This window comes from Curtobacterium sp. PhB78 (genome assembly GCF_003751685.1).
Taxonomy (GTDB): domain Bacteria; phylum Actinomycetota; class Actinomycetes; order Actinomycetales; family Microbacteriaceae; genus Curtobacterium.
In genome coordinates this window covers 668608-687728 of record NZ_RKIA01000001.1, presented here as the reverse complement: position 1 = coordinate 687728, position 19121 = coordinate 668608, and the positions used below count along the sequence as shown (strand labels likewise).

The window sequence follows — 19121 nt, the reverse complement described above, 5'->3', positions numbered from 1 at the left end:
GTCCCCCGCGACCCCCGGAAAGGCACGATGTCCCGCCCCACCCCCTCCGCCCGTCCCCGCCTGCTCGTCCTCGGCTCGACGTTCCCGGCCCGTCCGGACGACGGCGTGCCGGCGTTCGTGCTCGACCTCGCGCACCAAGAGGCCCTCGAGTTCGACACGATGGTGCTCACGCCGCGGGTCCCGGGCGGTGCCACCACCGAACGCATCGGCGACGTCGGCGTCCGGCGGTTCCCGTACTTCCCGAAGGCGTTCGAGGACCTGGCCGACGGCGCGATCCTCGACAACCTCAAGGAACGCCGGTCGCGCATCGTGCAGGTGCCGGCCCTGGTGCTCGCGCAGTGGTTCGCGATCCGCCGCGTGGTCCGCTCAGCGAAGCCCGACGTCATCCACGCGCACTGGGCGATCCCGCAGGCGCTCGTCGCGACGCTGGCGGCCCCAGGCGTCCCCATCGTCGTCACGACGCACGGCGGGGACATCTACGCCCTCCGCGCCGCTCCCCTGGTCCGCCTGAAGCGCTGGGTGTTCGGCCGCTCGGCGCACGTCACCACCGTGAACTCCGAGATGCGCGAGCGGCTGACCGAGTGGGGCGTGCCCGAGGCGCGGTCGACCGTGATCCCGATGGGCGTCGACCTCGGCCCGGCCCGTGACACCCGCGCCCGCGTCCCCGCGCAGGAGCACCACGTCGTGGCGGTCGGCCGGCTCGTCGAGAAGAAGGGCTTCGGCAACCTGATCGAGGCGCTGCGGGGCCTCGGCGACGACGTGCCGTGGCGACTCACCGTCGTCGGTGACGGTCCGTACCGGGCACAGCTCGAGCAGCAGGCCGCCGGACTGCCCGTGACGTTCCTGGGCCAGCGCGGGCGCACCGAGGTGCTCGAGACCCTGGCTGCGGCCACCGTCGTGGCGGTGCCGTCGATCCCCGCGGCGAACGGCGACCAAGAGGGACTGCCCGTCACCCTGCTCGAGGCCGCTGCCGTCGGTGCCGCGATCGTCGCGAGCGACCTGCCCGGCATCCGCGACGTCGTGCAGGACGACGTGTCCGGGGTCCTCGTGCCCCCCGGTGACGTCCCCGCGCTGCGGACAGCACTGCAGCGCGTGCTCACCGACGACGCCGCACGGGCGCGCTACCAGGAGCAGGCCGTGGTGTCGGCGGCGGAGTTCTCCACCGAACGGATCGGCGAGCGCTACCGGGCGGTGCTGCGCGCGGCCATCGCGTAGGCCACCAGCATCCCGGCAGCGCACACGACCGCCGCCGCGAACGCGACCACGACGACGGCACCGGAGTGCCCGACGAGCTCGGAGCCCTCGAACCGGACGAGCGACCACATCGGCACGACGGCCGCGGCACCCCACACCAGCACGAGCCACGTCGCCGCACGACGCCAGGCGAGGAAGCCCGCCGCCATCGCGAACGCGATCGGCAGCAGCACCGTGAGCGTGTACCGGTTGAGCGGTGCGCCGCCGCCTGCGGTGTAACGGATCTCGACGACGACGAACAGCAGCGTGACCACGACGAGCATCGCCACGACGAGGCGGCGCGGCCACCGGTCGTCGTCGGCAGGTGCCCAGGGGCGCAGGCGCCGCAGCACGAGGGCCGCGACGAACAGCAGCACCGGGACGAGCAGGAGCACCCACGGCAGCGGGCTCGCGATCGGCAACGAGCCGCGGAACAGGGCGAAGAGCTGCCGCCAGAAGCCGAGCATCGAGACGACCTCGGCATCGGAGTAGTGCGGCCTCGGGGTGTACCCGGGCCAGGCGGTCGGCCGACCGCTGAACGAGCCGGTCAGGGCCTGGTTCCGCAGCCAGAACCACCCGGAGGCGGCTGCGGCGGCGAGCACCGGGACCGCCGCGACGACGACGCGGGCCCAGACACCGCGGAGCCGGCCGAACCGGACCGTGCGGGCCAGTGCGAACGCGACGACGATCGCCACGAGCCACAGGGCGAACGACAGGCGGGTGGTGGTGCCGGCCGCCGCCACGAGCGCTCCGCCCACGGCGAGTCCCGGTCCCACGCCGGACCGGAGCGCTGCACCGGCGACGCCGCACGCCAGCGCACAGGTCAACGCTGCGAGCGAGTCGTTGTACACGACACCGCCCTGCACCACGAGGACGCTCGTCGACGCGGTCACGACGGCCACGGTGCCCGGGAGCCGTACGACCCCGGGGAAGCACCGGGCCGCAGCCCACGCGGCGACCGGCACGATCGCGGCGACGAACACGGCGTTCGCCAGACGGCCGAGCACCACGGCCTGCACCGGGTGCCCGGCGTCGACGAGCGGGCCCATCACCGGGGCGAGCAGCAGGTAGTAGAGCGGCGGGTGCTGTGCGACCCACTGGACGGGCGGTGTCCCGCCGAAGCCCGGCCGGAACCGGATGCCGTCGGACAGGACCGGCAGTTGGCCGTGCCAGACGCGCAGGACGTAGTCGACGTGGGCCGACTCGTCGACGCTCGCGAGCGGCATCGACGAGAACGTCCGCGCCACCGACGCCGTCAGGACGAGCAGGGTGGCGGCGAGCACGACCGGCGTCGCCCAGTCGCGCCCGCGGAGTCTCCCGGCGGGACGCGGCACGCCGGAGGACAGCCGCCGGAGCCGGTCCGCGACGATCGGCGTCAGCGCCCCATGCCGCGGTACGTGAAGCCGGCGGCGGTCCAGGCATCGCGGTCGAGGCAGTTGCGGCCGTCGATGACGACCGGGCTCGACACCAGGGACGCCACCGTGGTCGCGTCGAGCTCGCGGAACTCGGTCCACTCGGTCAGCACCAGGACCAGGTCGGCGCCGGACAGCGCGTCCGCCGCCGTCTCGACGAAGTCGAGCTCCGGGTGCACGCGACGCGCGGTGACGACGGCCTCGGGGTCGTAGGCGGACACCGTGGCACCGAGCTCGTGCAGGCGCGCAGCGATGTCGAGGGCGGGCGAGTCACGGACGTCGTCCGAGTTCGGCTTGAAGGCCAGACCGAGGACCGCGACGCGCTTGCCGCTGACGACCCCGCCGAGCAGCTCCTGCGCCAGCTCGACGACGTGCGCACGACGACGCAGGTTCGTGGCGTCGACGTCGGCAAGGAACGCCAGGGACTCCCCGACGCCGAGCTCGTTCGCCCGGGCCTGGAACGCCCGGATGTCCTTGGGCAAGCAGCCGCCGCCGAAGCCGAGGCCGGCGTTGAGGAACTTGCGGCCGATGCGGGCGTCGTGGCCGATGGCGTCGGCGAGCGCGGTGACGTCGGCGCCGGCGACCTCGGCGATCTCGGCCATCGAGTTGATGAACGAGATCTTCGTGGCGAGGAACGCGTTCGCGCTGATCTTGACGAGCTCGGCGGTGGGCAGGTTGACGACGAGCCGGGGGGTGCCGGACGCGAGCGCCTCGGCGTAGACCTCGTCGAGCGCGTCGACGGCGGCCTGCCCGGCGTCACCGTCCGGCACACCGTAGACGAAGCGGTCCGGGCTGATGGTGTCCTGCACGGCGAAGCCCTCTCGCAGGAACTCGGGGTTCCAGACGAGCGTCGCCCCGGGCACGGCCTCGGACACCTCGGCGGCGAGGCGTGCGGCGGTGCCGACGGGGACGGTCGACTTGCCGACGACGAACTCGCCGGCGGACAGGTGCGGGGTGAGCGCGGCGACCGCGGCGTTCACGTAGGTCATGTCCGCGGCACCGGTCGGGCTCTGCGGGGTTCCGACGGCGAGGAAGTGCACGCGGGCACCGGCGACCTCGGCCATGTCGGTGGTGAAGCGGATCCGGCCGGAGGCGAGCGCCTCGGTCAGGATCTCCGGGAGCCCGGGTTCGAAGAAGGGGGCTTCGCCGGCAGCGAGCCGCTCGATCTTCGCCGGGTCGACGTCGACGGCGACGACCTCGTGTCCGAGCTTGGCCATGGAGGCGGCGTGCACGGCACCGAGGTACCCGCAGCCGATGACAGAGATACGCACGACGAAGAAGGTACCGGTTTCTCGTGGGAGTTCCAGCACCCCGGCACCCAGGGTGTCGCGGCGGCGTCAGGCGCGGACGTCGCCCCACGGCGGTCGGTCCGGGCCGCCGACGATCTCGTCCCAGTCCGGCTCGCGGTGCCGCCGCCGGGCCTCGTACGCCTCGACCAGGTCGTGCAGGACGGCCACCACGAGGTCGGCGTGCGGGACATCCGCGAGCACCACGGCGGGGTCGTCGCCCGGGAACACCAGGACGTCGCCGGAGCGGAACACACCCTGGAGGCCGCGCCGGCGCACCGTCACGTCGTACCCGCGGGAGTGCAGGAGCTCCTGCCGGGTCCGGGTGCCGAGCCCGTGCACGACGACGAGCCGCCGGGTCGTGACGACGTACCGCTCGGACATCCAGCGGAACAGCGGCACGGCGCCGCCGAACACCACGAGCACCACGACGAGTCCTGCGACGACGGCGTTCAGCCACGCCAGCTGCGCCTGGAACACCCCGAACCCGAACCCGCCGGCGACCACGACCAGCACGACGAACACCGCCGGGCGCACGAGCCGACGAGCGTGCGGTCGCAGGCGAGCGACGACGCGTTCGGGCGGCGGCTCGGCGGTCATGCCGTCATGCATACCGCAGGTGGGTGACGTCCCCCACGGCGACGCCCCTGGAGTCACCCGCTCGATCCCGGATCGTGATGCGGCCCTCGTCGTCGATGTCGGTGGCGTCGGCCTCCTCCACGGTGCCGTCGGGCAGCTCGAGGCGGATGCGGCGACCGATCGTGCCGCACGCGGCGCGGACGTGAGACCGGACCGACTCGGCGGATGGACCACCGGCGACCAGGGCGGCCACGGCCTCCAGGAAGGCTGCCCGGAAGGCGGACAGGACCGCGTCGGCCAACGCGGGGGCGTCGTCGACCGCGCCCGCCACGAGCAGCGACGTCGACGTCGGGGTCGGCAGGCGGTCGGCAGGGATCGTGAGGTTCACGCCGGCGCCGACCACGATGCTGCCGTCGGAGGCGACCTGGCAGAGGATGCCGCACACCTTGTCGCCCGCGACCTGGACGTCGTTCGGCCACTTGACGGCGACGTCGGCGCCGGCGGGCAGCACCCGTGCGATCGCGTCACGCATGGCGGCGCCGGCGACGAGGGGCAGCCAGCCACGGTCGTGGTCGGCGAGGTCGGCGCGCACGAGCAGGCTCGCGGCCAGCGCCTCGCCCGCCGGTGCGCTCCACGTGCGGTCGAGGCGCCCCCGGCCCGCGGTCTGGTGGAGCGTCGCGACCACGCTGCCGTGCTGCTGCTCGGGTGCCACGGCGAGCAGGTCGGCGTTGGTCGAGCCGGTCTCGTCGGGGACGGTGAGGGTCGCGCCCGTCGACCGGACCGCCTCGCTGGTGGCGGTGAACGACGACGACGGGGATGTGGACATGCACGCAAATGTACGGGCAGGAACCGTGGGGGTCCTCCAACCGGCCCCGACCTCGCCGCCGGTAGGGTGAGCGGGTGACTTCAGGAGACACCCCCGATCTCTCGACGACGGCAGGCCGGCTGGCCGACCTCCGCGAGCGGTACCACGAGGCCGTGACCGCTGCGGGCGAGTCCGCGATCGCCAAGCAGCACGCCAAGGGCAAGGGCACCGCGCGCGAACGCATCGAGCAGCTGCTCGACGAGAACTCCTTCGTGGAGTTCGACGAGTTCGTCCGCCACCGCACCACCTCGTTCGGCATGGACGCCAAGCGCCCCTACGGCGACGCGGTCGTCACCGGCGTCGGCACGATCCACGGCCGCAACGTCGCCGTGTACGCGCAGGACTTCACCGTCTTCGGCGGCTCGCTCGGCGAGGTCGCCGGCGAGAAGATCATCAAGGTGATGCAGCACGCGCTGAAGACGGGCGTGCCGATCATCGGCATCCTCGACTCCGGCGGGGCCCGGATCCAGGAGGGCGTGGTCGCGCTCGGCAAGTACGGCGAGATCTTCCGCCTCAACACCCAGGCGTCCGGCGTCATCCCGCAGCTGTCGATCATCATGGGCCCGGCGGCCGGCGGTGCGGTGTACTCCCCCGCCCTCACCGACTTCGTGATCATGGTCGACAAGACCAGCCACATGTTCGTCACCGGCCCCGACGTCATCAAGACCGTCACCGGCGAGGACGTCGGCTTCGAGGAGCTCGGCGGCGCGCAGACCCACAACGCGGTCTCCGGCGTGGCCCACTACCTGGCCGAGGACGAGACCGACGCGCTCGACTACGCCCGCTCGCTCATCGGGTTCCTGCCGGACAACAACCTGTCCGACGCCCCCGCCTACGACGTCGCCCCGGAGCTCGAGACCACCGACGCCGACCACGAGCTCGACCTCGTGATCCCGGACTCGACGAACCAGCCGTACGACGTCACGACGATCATCGAGCACGTCGTCGACGACGGCGAGTTCCTCGAGGTCCAGCCGCTCTTCGCGCCGAACATCCTGATCGGCTTCGGCCGGGTCGAGGGCCGCACCGTCGGCATCATCGCGAACCAGCCGCAGGCCATGGCCGGCACGCTGAACATCGATGCCGGTGAGAAGGCAGCCCGCTTCGTGCGGTTCTGCGACGCGTTCGGCATCCCGATCCTGACCCTGGTCGACGTGCCCGGCTACCTGCCCGGCACCGACCAGGAGTGGACCGGGGTCATCCGCCGCGGCGCGAAGCTGCTGTACGCCTACGCCGAGGCCACCGTCCCGCTCGTCACCGTCATCACGCGCAAGGCCTACGGCGGCGCGTACATCGTGATGGGGTCGAAGCAGCTCGGCGCCGACATCAACCTGGCATGGCCGACCGCCGAGATCGCGGTCATGGGCGGTCAGGGCGCCGTCAACATCCTGTACCGCGCCGAGATCAAGCGCGCCGAGGAGTCCGGCGAGGACGTCGCTGCGGTCCGCACGAAGCTCGCGAACGAGTACACCTACAACGTCGCGTCGCCGTACCTGGCGGCCGAGCGCGGTGAGCTCGACGGCATCATCCAGCCGCACGCCACCCGCGTCTCGGTCATCAAGGCCCTGCGTGCCCTGCGCGGCAAGCGTGCGACGCTGCCGCCCAAGAAGCACGGGAACATCCCCCTCTGATGGGTGCGCACTGATGGGTCGTCACGCAGCTCCGGTCCCCTCGGACGAGCCCGCCTCGGTGGCCGACGTCCGGGTGGTCTCCGGTGAGCCCACCCCCGAGGAGCTCGCAGCGGTCGTCGCCGTGCTGCAGCGCCAGGCCGACGAGGCCGCAGCAGCCGGTCGCGCCGAGGTCGTCGACGAGCCGCGCACCGGGTGGCAGGCCTCGGCCCGCGGCCTGCGTCGCCCGCTCGACCACGGTCCGGGCGCCTGGGGCCGTTCGCTCCGCTGACGGACCTTGGCTTCCCTGTACCCCTGGTGTCCCCGACCCGGCGGACGTTGCAGGCTGCACTTCCCGGTCGGTATCCCCTCGCACGGGGGACACGAATCGCCGAAGAGGACCGGAAATGCCGAATTTGTCCCCCATAATGACGACTGACACAGGGGTTGTGGGTTGGCATAGTTACTGGTGTTCGGTGTCCTTCAACGAAGAACATCGCAGGTCGGTGGCCGACTAGGGTACGACGCCACCGCCCGCTGCGAGGCAGGGCGACATTCGGGTTGTCGCTCAGCCTCGGGTCGTGAACGGGCCGGTCGGATACGACCGGCCCGTTCCCCGTTTCCGGGGGCGTTCGCGCCGGCCGTCGTCGATGCGGAACGACATCCTCGACGTCGTGCGGCGTCCACAGTGTCGTCCCCCGGCGCCTGCAACAGTTGCACGCGCGCACGAGCGACACCCCCGACGTCGTACGACGTCCGTGTTGTCGCGTCAGCCGTCGGCGCCAGCCCGGCGCGACCACGGTGCGGCCAGGAGGCCCGTGGCGGCGCCGCCACGGGCCTCCCGGCCGCTGCGTCCCGCGTCCACCGCCGCGCGCGCGTCCCACGGACCCGGAACGACGTCCTCGACGTCGTACGACGTCGACGTAGTCGTCCGCACGCGGACACAACAGTTGCGCGCGCGCACGAGCGACACCCTCGATGTCGTACGACATCGACCTTGTCGCTTCCGTCTCGCCGCGCGCGACGCCGCACACGACCACGCGCGGGCAGGCGCAGCGCGCCTCAGGCGGGCTCGTGCCGCGGGATCTCGAGCCAGAGGGCTACGGAGTCGTCCTCGTCGCCGTCGTCGTCCTCCATGCCCGCCCCGAGGGCGGCGGACTCGCTCGCGGCCGTGTCGAGCTTGAGCCCGACGACCGTCACCGCGGAGTCGGACCCCTCGCTGACGGTGCGGACGATGACGTTGTCGGCCTCGCGGGCCTGGCGGAGCGCCTCGGCGATGCGGGCGTGGATGCGGCGGACGTCGTCGACCTCGAGCTCGTCGAGACCGCCGTCGTCGTGCAGCTGCACCGTCGCACCCCGGCGGCGCAGGCGCATGACCTCGTCGCGGACGTCCTCGGACAGCAGGGAGCGACCGCGGATCTCGTCGCGGATGGCCTGCTCGAGGTGCAGGCACTCGGCCCGGTCCGCGTCGTCGAGGTCACCGCACGAGTCGATGATCCGCTGCAGCATCGGCAGGGCCATCCGCGTGGTCTGGCTCAGGCGGAACTGCCGCTCGAAGACGTGGGCGTCCTGCGCAGCCTGCCAGTCGGCGGTCTCCTGTTCAGCGCGCATGAGCTCGCGGGTGTTCCGGATGGCGCGGTTCATGGCGATGGCGAACACCGTGGCGATCGCGACCCAGGCCACGCTGCCGAGCACCCCGAGTGTGCCGAGCGCATCGAGACCGGCCCAGGCGACCGTGTACACGGCGAGGAACAGGACCCCGGCCCAGGCGAACGGGCCGCGTCCCCGCACGACGAGCACGACCATCAGGGTGCCGACGGCGGCGATCCACCACGTGGCGGACCCCGGGCCCTTCGCCAGGTCGACGACCGGCGCCGCGACGAGCGGCATCATGATCGCGGTGGCGAGCGAGAAGCACGCCGTCCAGACCGGCAGGACCTTGCCGGGCACGAACAACGCGGTGCCGGTGGCCGCGGCGTAGAGGACCATGCAGGCGATCACGGGGCCGACGTCGTGCACGCGCTGCAGCGACGCGACGGCGAGGACCAGGTGGTAGACGGAGAACAGCGACGCCAGGCCGAGCGCGATGCTCGCGGGCAGGGAGACCTTCACGCTGCGGCTCCCGTCGTCGTGGGCGTGGACGGCGTGGTCGGCGACCAGCTCAGCTCTATTCGCGTGCCCTCGCCCGGGGCGGTGTGCACCTCGGCACGCCCGTCGACGGCGGCGACGCGCTCGATGATCGACCGCCGCACCCCGAGTCGTTCGGACGGGATCGTCGCGACGTCGAACCCGCGACCGTCGTCACCGACCTCGATGTGCACGCCGTCGTCGTGCTGCTCGACGCAGACCCACCGGGCGACGTCGGGCCCACCGGCGTGCTGGACACTGTTGACCGCCGCCTGCAGTGCTGCTGACGCGAGGGCGTCGGCGACCGACGCCGGCAGCCGGACCGACCCGGACGGGGCAGGGACGAGCCGGACGGGCGCCGCGAGGGCACCGATCGCCTCACCGATGCGGGTGCGGAGGTCGGCGAGCGTGACCGGGGTGTCGTCGTCCGGACCGTCGGCCGCTGCGGCCTCGAGGTGGTCGATGGCGTTCCGTGCCATGCGGGCGGCGAGGGTCTTCGCCTCGAGCGTGTCGGCCCGCGCGGCGGAGAGCAGCGTCGTCAGCACACTGTCGTGCACGATCGCGTCGACCTGCACGCGCTCCACCTCGACCGCGTGCTCGCGGATGGCAAGCGAGTACCGGCGGACCGCGGTCGACTGCGCCGTGTCGACCGACGAAGCGGCACGGCGCAGGACCACGGCGATGACGAGCACCGCACCGCTGAGCAGCGCCGTGTACACGCCGTCGAGCAGCGCACGGACGAGCCCGGCGTCGCCGCCGACCGGGGTGAGCCGGAGGACGACGTAGATCGCCGGCACCAGTGCGGTGTAGATCGTGGCCCGCCAGGTGGCGAAGCCCATGGCCGCCGCGGTCGAGCCGACGGTGCAGAACCACCACGGCCACGGCTGCTGCGTGGACGGGATCGAGTCCTGCACCGTGAGCGGCCACGTGGTCAACGCGACCAGGAAGAGCAGGGCGCAGAGGATCTGCGCGAACTGCGCCACCCGCGGCACGAACGCCGAGACCCCGACCAGGACGAACGACGCCCCGAGCGCGATCGCGACGACCGGGCCCCAGAACGGGTCGAGGTACGGCAACTGGGCGAGGACCGCCGGGGTGTCGACGATGCCGAGGCCGACCGCGGTCATCGCCAGCAGGATCGCGAAGGCACGCTCCACCGACGCCTGCGTGATCGACGCGCGGACGCTGCGCGACGGGTCGGCACCGAACGGCGCGCCGTCCCCGAAGCTGACCGGGTCGCCACCGGGAGCACGACCCGAGCCTGCTGGGACGCGGCCGGCATCGCCGGACACCGCACCAGCGCCGCCCGACCCGCGGCCGAACCACCGACCGGTCCCCCGACCGGTCCCCGGGCCGCTCCCCCGGCGCGACGCCGGCTCAGCCGCGCTCGCCATCGTGTTCAGCGACCGTCACCGTCGGGGTCGATGCCCGAGTCGAGCCCGGGGAGGATGCCGTCCTCGACCGCCCGCCGCAGGAGGTCGACCTTCGTCGGGGCCGGGCGACCGACCTCGACGTACTTCACGCGGATGCGGTCGAGGTACTCACGAGCCGTGGAGTACCCGATGCCGAGTTGCTGCGCCGCCAGCTTGAGCGGCAGGCCCGAGGCGTACAGGTGCAGGATCTCGCGCTCGCGCCGGCCGAGCTGGGCCTTCGCGAAGTCGCGGTCGGCGTCGATGGCGCTCGCCCACTCGAGGTTGTTCAGCACGTCACCACGGGCGACGGTGGCGACCGCTGCCATCACCGTCTTCGTGGCGGACGACTTCGGGATGACACCGGCAGCCCCTGCTGCGAGTGCCTCACGGACGTTGGCGACGCGGTCCGCGATGGAGTGCACGAGCACGGCGGAGCCGGTCCCCTGCACGCCCTTGACGTTCTCGGTCACGGTCGAGCCGTCACCGAGGGACAGGTCGAGGACGACGACGTCGACCTCGCGCCCGTCGAGGTTCTGGACGTACTCGGGCACGCTCGCGGCGGTGAGCACCACCTCGAAGCCCTCGTTCTGGCACGCCGCCTGGATCCCGAGTCGCACGGACTCGTGGTCGTCCACGATCGCGACCCGGACCGGCCTGGTGGCCGTGCCCGACGTCTCGGCTGCGGTTGTCGTTCCTGCTCCCACTGTGGCCTCTCGTTCCGATGTGCGTCCCCGGCCCCTGAAACCGGATCGCCATCAGCGCCCAGGATACCCAGGCTGGACTCAGGTCCGGGGAAACCGGACGCGCCACGCGGACGAAACCGCCCGGTTGCCCGTCAGCGCGCGGGCGTCAGGCGCGCCACGGCCTCCATGTGGTGGGTGTGCGGGAACAGGTCGAACGCCCGCAGCGCCTCGAGCTTGTACCCCAGGTCGGCGAACGTCGCGACGTCGCGGGCGAGCGCGACCGGGTCACAGGCGACGTAGACGACCTGCGACGGGTGCAGGGCCGCGATCTGCTCGACGACCTGACGACCGGCACCGGCGCGCGGCGGGTCGAGGACGATCGTGCCGGCGCGGAACCGGTCCTTCTCGGCGCGCGAGGCGTTCGCCACCGTGTTCGCGAGCCAGCGGTCGACCCGGCCGGTCTCGGCGCGCGCGCCGAGCCACTCGGCGAGGTTCTCCTGCGCGTGCTCGGTCGCGCGTGCGGCGCTCTCGACGCTCGTGAGGCGCGCCTTCGGGCCGACGAGGTCGCCGAGTGCGGCGGCGAGCAGGCCGACGCCGCCGTACAGGTCCAGGTGGGTGCCCTCGGGGTCGAGCCGGTCGCGGTCGACCAGGTCCTGCACGGCCTCGGTGAGCACCGACGCCGCGGCACGGTGCACCTGCCAGAAGCCGTTGTCGTCCACCGCGAAGGTGCGCTCCCCCACGACCTCGGTCACCACGGTGGGCTTCTGCTCGTCGATGACGAGGCGCGCCCCCTCGGAGCCGCTCGGTGCCAGCACGTCGATGACCGACGAGCCGGGCATCACGCCACGGCCGAGCGGCGCGCTCTCCTGCACGGCGTCGTTCGCGAGCGGCAGGCTGGTGACGGGGATGACCGAGTGCGAGCGCGCGGCGAACGGGCCGGCGGTGCCGTGCTCGTCGACGTGCAGCCGGACCCGGGTGCGCCAGCCGAGGCCGTTCGCGGCGTCGTCACCGGGTGCGGCCTCGACGACGACGTCCGAGCCGAGCACCGATGCCAGGTCCGTGTGCGCGAACCGCGAGAACGAGTCGACGAGCACGTCGCGCTTCAGCGTGCGCTGGTGTGCGAGGGCGATGTGGCCGAACTCGGCACCGCCCGGGCGCGTCTCGGGGTCGCGGTCGAGCGCGGCCTCGGCCCAGACGTGGTCGACGCGGTGCTCGCTCGGGGTGACGACACTGACGGTGTCGGCGCGCCAGAACGACTTCTTCCGGTCCTCCGTCACCCGGGCGACGACGCGCTCCCCGGGGATCGCGTCCGTGACGAAGACCACCCGGCCTTCGTGCCGTGCCACCGAGATGCCGCCGTGGGCGATCCCGGTGACGTCGAGTTCGAGCAGCGTTCCGACGGATTCACCCATGGTTCGATGGTCCCATGCGTCTGTACCTCGCGAGTACATCCCCCGCCCGCCGAGCACTCCTCGCCCAGTCCGGGATCGAGCCCGTGCTCGTTTCGCCTGGGGTCGACGAGGACGCCGCGGCGTCCGCTGCCGCCGCCGCGCTCGGCCGTGACCTGACCGGCCCGGAGCTCGTGTCGCTGCTGGCCGTCGCCAAGGCGTCGGCCGTCGCGGACGCCGACGTCGCCGGGTCGCCGGTCGACGGCTTCGTGTTCGGCGGCGACTCCGCCTTCGAGGTCGACGGGCGCCTGTTCGGCAAGCCGCACGACCCGTCGGTGGCCCGGGAGCGCTGGCGGCAGATGCTCGCCGCCGGCGGCGGGACGCTGTGGAGTGGACACTGCGTGATCGATCGACGACGCGACGACCGGCGCCGCGACCTGGACCCGGCCACGGGACGGACGGGAGGCCCGGATGCGGCCCGCCCCGTGCCTCCCGTCCGCAGCCTGGTGACGTCTCCTGCCGGCGTGCCGGAGCTGGGGGACGTCCCGCCCGGCGGGTCGGCCCTGGCCGCCGGTGGCGACCGCGTGGTCGCCGTGGACAGCGCCGTGCTGACGTTCGCCGACGACCTGTCCGCCGAGGAGATCGACGCGTACGTGGCGACGGGCGAGCCGCTCGAGGTCGCGGGGGCGTTCACCATCGACGGGCGGGCGGCGGCGTACATCTCGCGAATCGACGGGGCACCGTCGGCGGTGGTCGGGCTGTCCCTGCCGGTGCTGCGGTCGATGCTGCTCCGCGGCTTCGGCGTCCGCTGGCACGAGTTCTGGTCACTGTAGACATCCGCACTTGTTCGGCACGGTTCTTTGTGGGTGCCAGTCAATTCGTGCTCCCGTTGCACGAATACGCTGATGTCTCATGCCCCGTATCAGCAAGGTCCTCATCGCGAACCGCGGCGAGATCGCCGTCCGCATCATCCGCGCGGCCCGCGACGCAGGCAAGGCATCGGTCGCCGTCTACGCCGACCAGGACCGTGACGCCCTGCACGCCCGCCTCGCCGACGAGGCCTACGCGCTGAACGGCACCACGAGCGCCGACACCTACCTCGTCATCGACAAGATCATCTCGGTCGCCCGACGGTCCGGCGCAGACGCCGTGCACCCGGGCTACGGGTTCCTTGCCGAGAACGCCGACTTCGCCCGTGCCGTCATCGACGCCGGACTGACCTGGATCGGCCCGTCGCCGGACTCGATCGAGCGCCTCGGTGACAAGGTCTCCGCGCGCCACGTGGCCGAGAAGGTCGGCGCGCCGCTCGCGCCCGGCACCATCGAGCCCGTCAAGGACGCCTCCGAGGTCATCGCGTTCGCCGACGAGGTCGGCCTGCCGGTCGCCATCAAGGCGGCCTTCGGCGGCGGTGGCCGTGGCCTGAAGGTCGCACGGACGCGCGACGAGGTCGCCTCGCAGTTCGAGTCGGCGACGCGTGAAGCCATCGCGGCGTTCGGTCGGGGCGAGTGCTTCGTCGAGAAGTACCTCGACAAGCCGCGCCACGTCGAGACCCAGTGCCTGGCGGACGAGCACGGCAACGTCGTCGTCGTGTCGACGCGTGACTGCTCGCTGCAGCGCCGGCACCAGAAGCTCGTCGAGGAAGCACCCGCGCCGTACCTGACGGACGCGCAGCAGGAGCGACTGTACGAGTCGTCGAAGGCGATCCTGCGCGAGGTCGGCTACGTCGGTGCCGGCACGTGCGAGTTCCTGATCGGCGCCGACGGCACGGTGTCGTTCCTCGAGGTCAACACCCGCCTGCAGGTCGAGCACTGCGTGTCCGAAGAGGTCACCGGCATCGACCTGGTGCGCGAGCAGTTCCGCATCGCCGAGGGCGGCGTGCTCGACTACTCCGACCCGACGCCCCGCGGGCACTCGTTCGAGTTCCGCATCAACGGCGAGGACCCGGGCCGCAACTTCTTCCCCGCGCCCGGCCCCGTGCACGCCTTCAACGCGCCGTCGGGCCCCGGTGTCCGCGTCGACTCCGGCGTCGTGAGCGGCGACGTCGTGTCCGGTTCGTTCGACTCGATGCTCGCGAAGCTCATCGTCACCGGCGCCACCCGCGCCGAGGCGTTGGAGCGCTCGCGTCGTGCACTGGCCGAGTTCGAAGTCACCGGCCTGCCGACCGTGCTCCCCTTCCACCGTGCGGTCGTGTCGGACCCGGCGTTCGCAACGGACGACTCCTCGCCGTTCTCCGTGTACACGCAGTGGATCGAGACCGACTTCGTCAACGAGATCCCGGCGTGGAGCGGTTCTCCGGAAGAACTGCCGGCGCCGGCTTCGCGCGACTCGGTCGTCGTCGAGGTGCAGGGCAAGCGCATCGAGGTCACCATGCCGTCGATCGTCGGTGGCGGTGCCGCCGCCGGTGTCGCCGGTCGTCGTCCGGCCGGTCCCTCCGCTCCCCCGAAGCGCCGCTCGTCGGCGGTCAAGGGCGGCATCGCGAAGTCCGGGGGGTCCGTCGCGTCGCCGATGCAGGCGACCGTCGTGAAGCTCGCAGTCGCCGAGGGCGACACCGTGGTGAAGGGCGATCTGCTCGTCGTGCTCGAGGCCATGAAGATGGAGCAGCCCGTGCAGGCCCACAAGGACGGCGTCGTCACCGGCCTGAACGCCCCGGTCGGCCAGACGGTCTCGTCCGGTCACGTGCTGCTCGAGCTGGCGTAGGCGCGCGCGGCGGGGCTTCCCTCCCCGGGCCGTTCGTCCGGCGCACGTCCGCTGCGCACAACCAAAGTCACCTCGAACCGGGTAATCGCACGGTTCGAGGTGACTTTGGTTGTGCAGACAGTTCTGGCGCGGCTGTTCATCGGACGTGGTGGTACGAGCGGGACACCATCGGGAGCCCTGTCGCGCGCAACACTGCACGCAGGGACTCGGCGTCGTTCGTCTCACGCGCCCCGAACCTGCCGACCGCGCGGACATCCGGATGTCGTCGGAGACGGTCCTCCCGACGCTTCTCCGCCACGACGACGTCGGCCGACGACCGGCCCGCTGCCCGGAGCGCCGGATCCACGTACTTCGATCGACCGTCGAACTCGAGGACCACGCCGTGCTCCGGGAACCAGAAGTCCACACGTCCGATCAGACCGGCGCCGTCGCGGAACTCCTGCTGGAGCACCGGTCGCGGAGCCCCGACCTCGTCGAGCGCGACCCTGGCGACGGATTCACCAGCCGAACCACTGTCGGCGTCCGCGAGGTCGATCGCAACACCCGCCCGGTGTCGACCGTGCACCGCGCTCCGACTCGCCAGTTCGTCACGGATCGCACGCTTCGACACACCGCACTGCAGCGCCACGTCGAGAGCGGGCACCGCGATCCGGAGCTCGTGCGAGATCGCCACGTCGACGACGGTGCTGACCAGGTCGGTGAGTCGCCGGCCGTTCGCGACCATGGTCTGCGTGCGCAGTCGTCGTCCCCTGCCAGGGCGCTTCCGCACGTGGGTCAGCGCCTGCGAGGTCGCGCGGAGTGGATCGATCACCTCGACCACGTCCGGGAACTCGCCCTTCCACGGCAATCCGTGCAGCGCGGCTGCCGAAGCGTGCGACACGACGAGCCGGTCGGCGATCCCGTCGTGCACCGCCTTGATGCGGGCGATGTGGCGCTCGCCTGGAGTCGCCCGACGCCAGTCGTCCGCATCGACGAACCGGCCGGGGACCAGGCGGATCAACTGACCGGCGTCTGCCGCCGAGCGCTGAGCCCGTCCCGTTCGGCCGCTCGTGTCGGCCGAACCACCGCGGATGATCGTGAGTCGTGTCATCCCGGCAGGATCCCTCGTCTGTGCGCGGCGCATTCGGTCGCGCGGTCTGCCTGTGGAGAGCGGACGGCCCGGAGGCACTCGGGAGGAGGGCGGCACCGTTCAGCCTCGCACGACCAAAGTGCCCTCGAGCCGCGCTTTCAGGCGGTTCGAGGGCACTTTGGTTGTGCGCAGGCCCCGGGGCGGCGGGCGGCGGCGCTACGAGACCAAGGGGCGGACGGACTCCGCGAGGGCGTCGACGAGGCGCTGGGCCTCGGCGGGGGTCTCGGCGACGGTGTCGATGTAGACCTTGACCTTGGGCTCGGTGCCGCTCGGTCGGACGATCACGCGCGCGTCACCGGTCAGGTCGTACCGCAGGATGTCCGACGGTGGGAAGCCCTCCACCCCGTCGACGTAGTCCGTCACGGTGCGGACGTCCAGCCCGCCGAGCGACGACGGCGGCGCGGACCGCAGCGAGGCCATGATCTCGCCGATGCGGGACAGGTCGTCCACGCGGGTCGCGACCTGTCCTGACGCGAACGCCCCGAACTCGGCGGCGAAGGCGTCGAGCTGCCCGGCGATCGACGATCCGGCAGCGGCCAGGTCCGACGCCAACGACAGCAGCGACAGTGCCGCCGAGATGCCGTCCTTGTCGCGCACGACCGACGGGTCCACCAGGTAGCCGAGCGCTTCTTCGTACCCGAAGAGGAGCCCGGGGACCCGCGAGACCCACTTGAAGCCGGTCAGGGTGTCGCGGTACTCCAGGCCGTGGCGGGCGGCGACGCGGGCCAGCGCCGGCGACGAGACGATCGACGCTGCGAGGGTGCCCGTGGCGCCGGTCTCCGACGCACGGACGGCAGCCTGCCACCCGAGCAGCCACCCGACCTCGTTGCCCGACAGGCGGCGGTAGGTCGGAGCCCCGGAGTCGGACACCGTTGGGATCGCGAGCGCGAGCCGGTCGGCGTCGGGGTCGTTCGCGATGACGAGATCAGCGCCGACGGCGAGCCCGCGGGCGATCGCCAGGTCCATCGCGCCGGGCTCTTCGGGGTTCGGGAACGACACGGTCGGGAACGCTCCGTCCGGCTCGATCTGCTCCGGCACGACCGCGGGCGATGCGAACCCGGCGGCGGCGAACACCGCGCGTGCGGTCTCCCACCCGACACCGTGCATCGCCGTGTAGACGACCTTCGGCTGCTCCTGCGGCGCCAGGGTCGGGGCCGGCACGATGGCGGCCGTCGCGGCCACGTAGGCGTCGAGCAGCGCCGACGACGCGACGGTGTAGTCGGTGCCCCGGGGCAGGTCCGTGATCGACCCGGCAGCGACGGCTTCGATGGCCGCAGCGATCGAGCCGTCGACCGGCGGCACGATCTGCGACCCGTCGTCGTCCTGTCCGAGGTAGACCTTGTACCCGTTGTCGCGGGGCGGGTTGTGGCTCGCGGTGACCATCACCCCGGCGCCGACGTCGAGGTGCCGCACGGCGAACGCGAGCACCGGCGTGGGCAGGGCGACCGGCAGCAGCGTGACCTCGAGCCCGAGGCCGCGCATGACCTCGGCGGAGTCGCGTGCGAAGACGTCGGAGTTCACCCGGCCGTCGTAGCCGATCACGACGCTGCGCGACCGGCCCGTGTCGATCAGGAAGCGTGCGAGACCGGCAGCGGCCTGCGACACGACGACCCGGTTCATGCGGAGCGGGCCGTAGCCGAGCTCGGCGCGGAGTCCGGCGGTGCCGAACTGCAGCCGGCCGCCGAACCGCGCGGCCAGGGCCTGCACGGCCGGACCGGAGCCGTCGGACGCGGCCTCGATCGCGGCGGTCAGCTCGTCGCGGGTCTGCGGATCCGGGTCCTGCGCGAGCCAGGACCGAGCGGTCCCGAGCACGTGGTCGAGGTCGATCTTCACGACGCCGGCTGCCCGAGGGCGGTCACCACGCGGGCGAGCAGGTCCGCGATCACGGGCTCGGCCTGCTTGCCGGCCTCGAGCACCTCGGTGTGCGACAGCGGCGTCTTCTGGATGCCGGCGGCGAGGTTCGTGATGAGCGAGAACCCGAGGACCTCCATGCCGGCCTGTCGGGCGGCGATGGCCTCGAGTGCAGTTGACATGCCGACGATGTGTCCGCCGATGGCCTTGGCCATCTGGACCTCTGCAGGGGTCTCGTAGTGCGGGCCGCGGAACTGCGTGTAGACGCCCTCGTCCAGGGACGGGTCGACCGACCGCGCCACGTCACGCAGCCGGGACGAGTACAGGTCGGTGAGGTCGATGAACGTCGCGCCCTCGAGCGGGCTGTCGGCGGTCAGGTTGATGTGGTCGCTGATGAGCACGGGCGTGCCGGGCGTCCAGTGCTCCTTGATGCCACCGGCACCGTTCGTCAGCACCATGACCGTGGCGCCCGTGGCCGCGGCGGTGCGGACGCTGTGCACGACCCGGCGGACACCGTGGCCCTCGTAGTAGTGCGTGCGTGCGCCGATGACGAGCGCGTGGCGGCCGTCGGCGAGGCGGATCGACCGGATGGTGCCGGAGTGTCCGGGCACGGCCGAGGCGCTGAACCCGGGGACCTGGTCCGCCGGGATCTCGGACACGGTCTCACCGATGATGTCGGCGGCCTTGCCCCAGCCCGAGCCGAGGGTCAGGGCGATGTCGTGCCGCTCGATGCCGGACTTCGCGGCGATGACGGCGGCGGCGTCCCGCGCGACCTCGAACGGGTCGGCAGCGGGGTCGTTCAGCGGATTCTCGGTGCTCATGCCCCAACTCTAAAGGGCCGACGCCCGCCGC

At 72.3% G+C, this 19121-nt stretch carries 16 protein-coding genes; 5 read left to right on the top strand and 11 right to left on the bottom strand.

The genetic code is table 11. The annotated features are described in order from the left end of the window. Positions 1–27: 27 nt before the first annotated feature. Entirely contained in the window at positions 28–1215 is a 1188-nt protein-coding gene (locus tag EDF53_RS03390) for a glycosyltransferase (RefSeq protein WP_123292203.1), read from the top strand. On the opposite strand, the gene EDF53_RS03385 is transcribed toward EDF53_RS03390, so the two are convergent. The 4 genes from EDF53_RS03385 to EDF53_RS03370 form a co-directional block, all read right to left on the bottom strand. After that, positions 1182–2567, bottom strand: coding sequence for a hypothetical protein (locus EDF53_RS03385; protein WP_123292202.1), 1386 nt, complete (start codon positions 2565–2567; stop codon positions 1182–1184). The genes EDF53_RS03390 and EDF53_RS03385 overlap by 34 nt on opposite strands. A gap of 41 nt (positions 2568–2608) precedes the next feature. Beyond that, on the bottom strand, positions 2609–3916 hold the full coding sequence (locus EDF53_RS03380; RefSeq protein ID WP_123292201.1) for a UDP-glucose/GDP-mannose dehydrogenase family protein: 1308 nt from the start codon (positions 3914–3916) through the stop codon (positions 2609–2611). A gap of 66 nt (positions 3917–3982) precedes the next feature. Further along, positions 3983–4531 carry a PH domain-containing protein gene (locus EDF53_RS03375; RefSeq protein WP_123292200.1) on the bottom strand — a complete coding sequence of 183 codons (549 nt, stop codon included), beginning with the start codon at positions 4529–4531 and terminating at the stop codon, positions 3983–3985. A 4-nt stretch (positions 4532–4535) separates the two neighbouring features. Next, positions 4536–5336 carry a biotin--[acetyl-CoA-carboxylase] ligase gene (locus EDF53_RS03370; protein ID WP_123292199.1) on the bottom strand — a complete coding sequence of 267 codons (801 nt, stop codon included), beginning with the start codon at positions 5334–5336 and terminating at the stop codon, positions 4536–4538. 74 nt (positions 5337–5410) lie between these two features. Here EDF53_RS03370 and EDF53_RS03365 point away from each other — a divergent pair, with 74 nt between their 5' ends. Together EDF53_RS03365 and EDF53_RS03360 are read left to right on the top strand one after the other, a co-directional pair. Further along, complete coding sequence (locus EDF53_RS03365) at positions 5411–7006, top strand: acyl-CoA carboxylase subunit beta (RefSeq protein ID WP_123292198.1); 1596 nt, start codon at positions 5411–5413, stop codon at positions 7004–7006. A gap of 13 nt (positions 7007–7019) precedes the next feature. Next, a complete protein-coding gene (locus EDF53_RS03360) occupies positions 7020–7274 on the top strand; it encodes an acyl-CoA carboxylase subunit epsilon (protein WP_123292197.1) in 255 nt (84 codons plus the stop codon). A 770-nt stretch (positions 7275–8044) separates the two neighbouring features. On the opposite strand, the gene EDF53_RS03355 is transcribed toward EDF53_RS03360, so the two are convergent. The 4 genes from EDF53_RS03355 to EDF53_RS03340 all read right to left on the bottom strand — a co-directional run bounded on the left by EDF53_RS03355 (position 8045) and on the right by EDF53_RS03340 (position 12616). Next, positions 8045–9094, bottom strand: coding sequence for a hypothetical protein (locus tag EDF53_RS03355; RefSeq protein ID WP_123292196.1), 1050 nt, complete (start codon positions 9092–9094; stop codon positions 8045–8047). Then, on the bottom strand, positions 9091–10401 hold the full coding sequence (locus EDF53_RS03350) for a sensor histidine kinase (RefSeq protein WP_148058255.1): 1311 nt from the start codon (positions 10399–10401) through the stop codon (positions 9091–9093). The genes EDF53_RS03355 and EDF53_RS03350 overlap by 4 nt, the downstream gene beginning before the upstream one ends. 107 nt (positions 10402–10508) lie before the next feature. Continuing rightward, complete coding sequence (locus EDF53_RS03345; protein ID WP_111086608.1) at positions 10509–11225, bottom strand: response regulator transcription factor; 717 nt, start codon at positions 11223–11225, stop codon at positions 10509–10511. A 131-nt stretch (positions 11226–11356) separates the two neighbouring features. Then, a complete protein-coding gene (locus EDF53_RS03340; protein ID WP_123292194.1) occupies positions 11357–12616 on the bottom strand; it encodes a class I SAM-dependent RNA methyltransferase in 1260 nt (419 codons plus the stop codon). Positions 12617–12630: 14 nt separating this feature from the next. Here EDF53_RS03340 and EDF53_RS03335 point away from each other — a divergent pair, with 14 nt between their 5' ends. Both EDF53_RS03335 and EDF53_RS03330 read left to right on the top strand, forming a co-directional pair. Continuing rightward, positions 12631–13425, top strand: a complete 795-nt coding sequence (locus EDF53_RS03335) for a nucleoside triphosphate pyrophosphatase (protein ID WP_123292193.1) — start codon at positions 12631–12633, stop codon at positions 13423–13425. A gap of 79 nt (positions 13426–13504) precedes the next feature. Beyond that, positions 13505–15289, top strand: coding sequence for a biotin carboxylase N-terminal domain-containing protein (locus EDF53_RS03330; RefSeq protein ID WP_111086611.1), 1785 nt, complete (start codon positions 13505–13507; stop codon positions 15287–15289). Between the two features lie 136 nt (positions 15290–15425). Here EDF53_RS03330 and EDF53_RS03325 read toward each other — a convergent pair whose 3' ends face one another. From EDF53_RS03325 to EDF53_RS03315, 3 genes are all read right to left on the bottom strand, one after another. Continuing rightward, a complete protein-coding gene (locus EDF53_RS03325) occupies positions 15426–16379 on the bottom strand; it encodes a hypothetical protein (RefSeq protein ID WP_123292192.1) in 954 nt (317 codons plus the stop codon). 195 nt (positions 16380–16574) lie between these two features. After that, complete coding sequence (locus EDF53_RS03320; protein ID WP_123292191.1) at positions 16575–18251, bottom strand: phospho-sugar mutase; 1677 nt, start codon at positions 18249–18251, stop codon at positions 16575–16577. Further along, on the bottom strand, positions 18248–19090 hold the full coding sequence (locus EDF53_RS03315) for a purine-nucleoside phosphorylase (protein WP_123292190.1): 843 nt from the start codon (positions 19088–19090) through the stop codon (positions 18248–18250). Before EDF53_RS03315 ends, EDF53_RS03320 begins: the two co-directional genes overlap by 4 nt. Positions 19091–19121 lie beyond the last annotated feature (31 nt).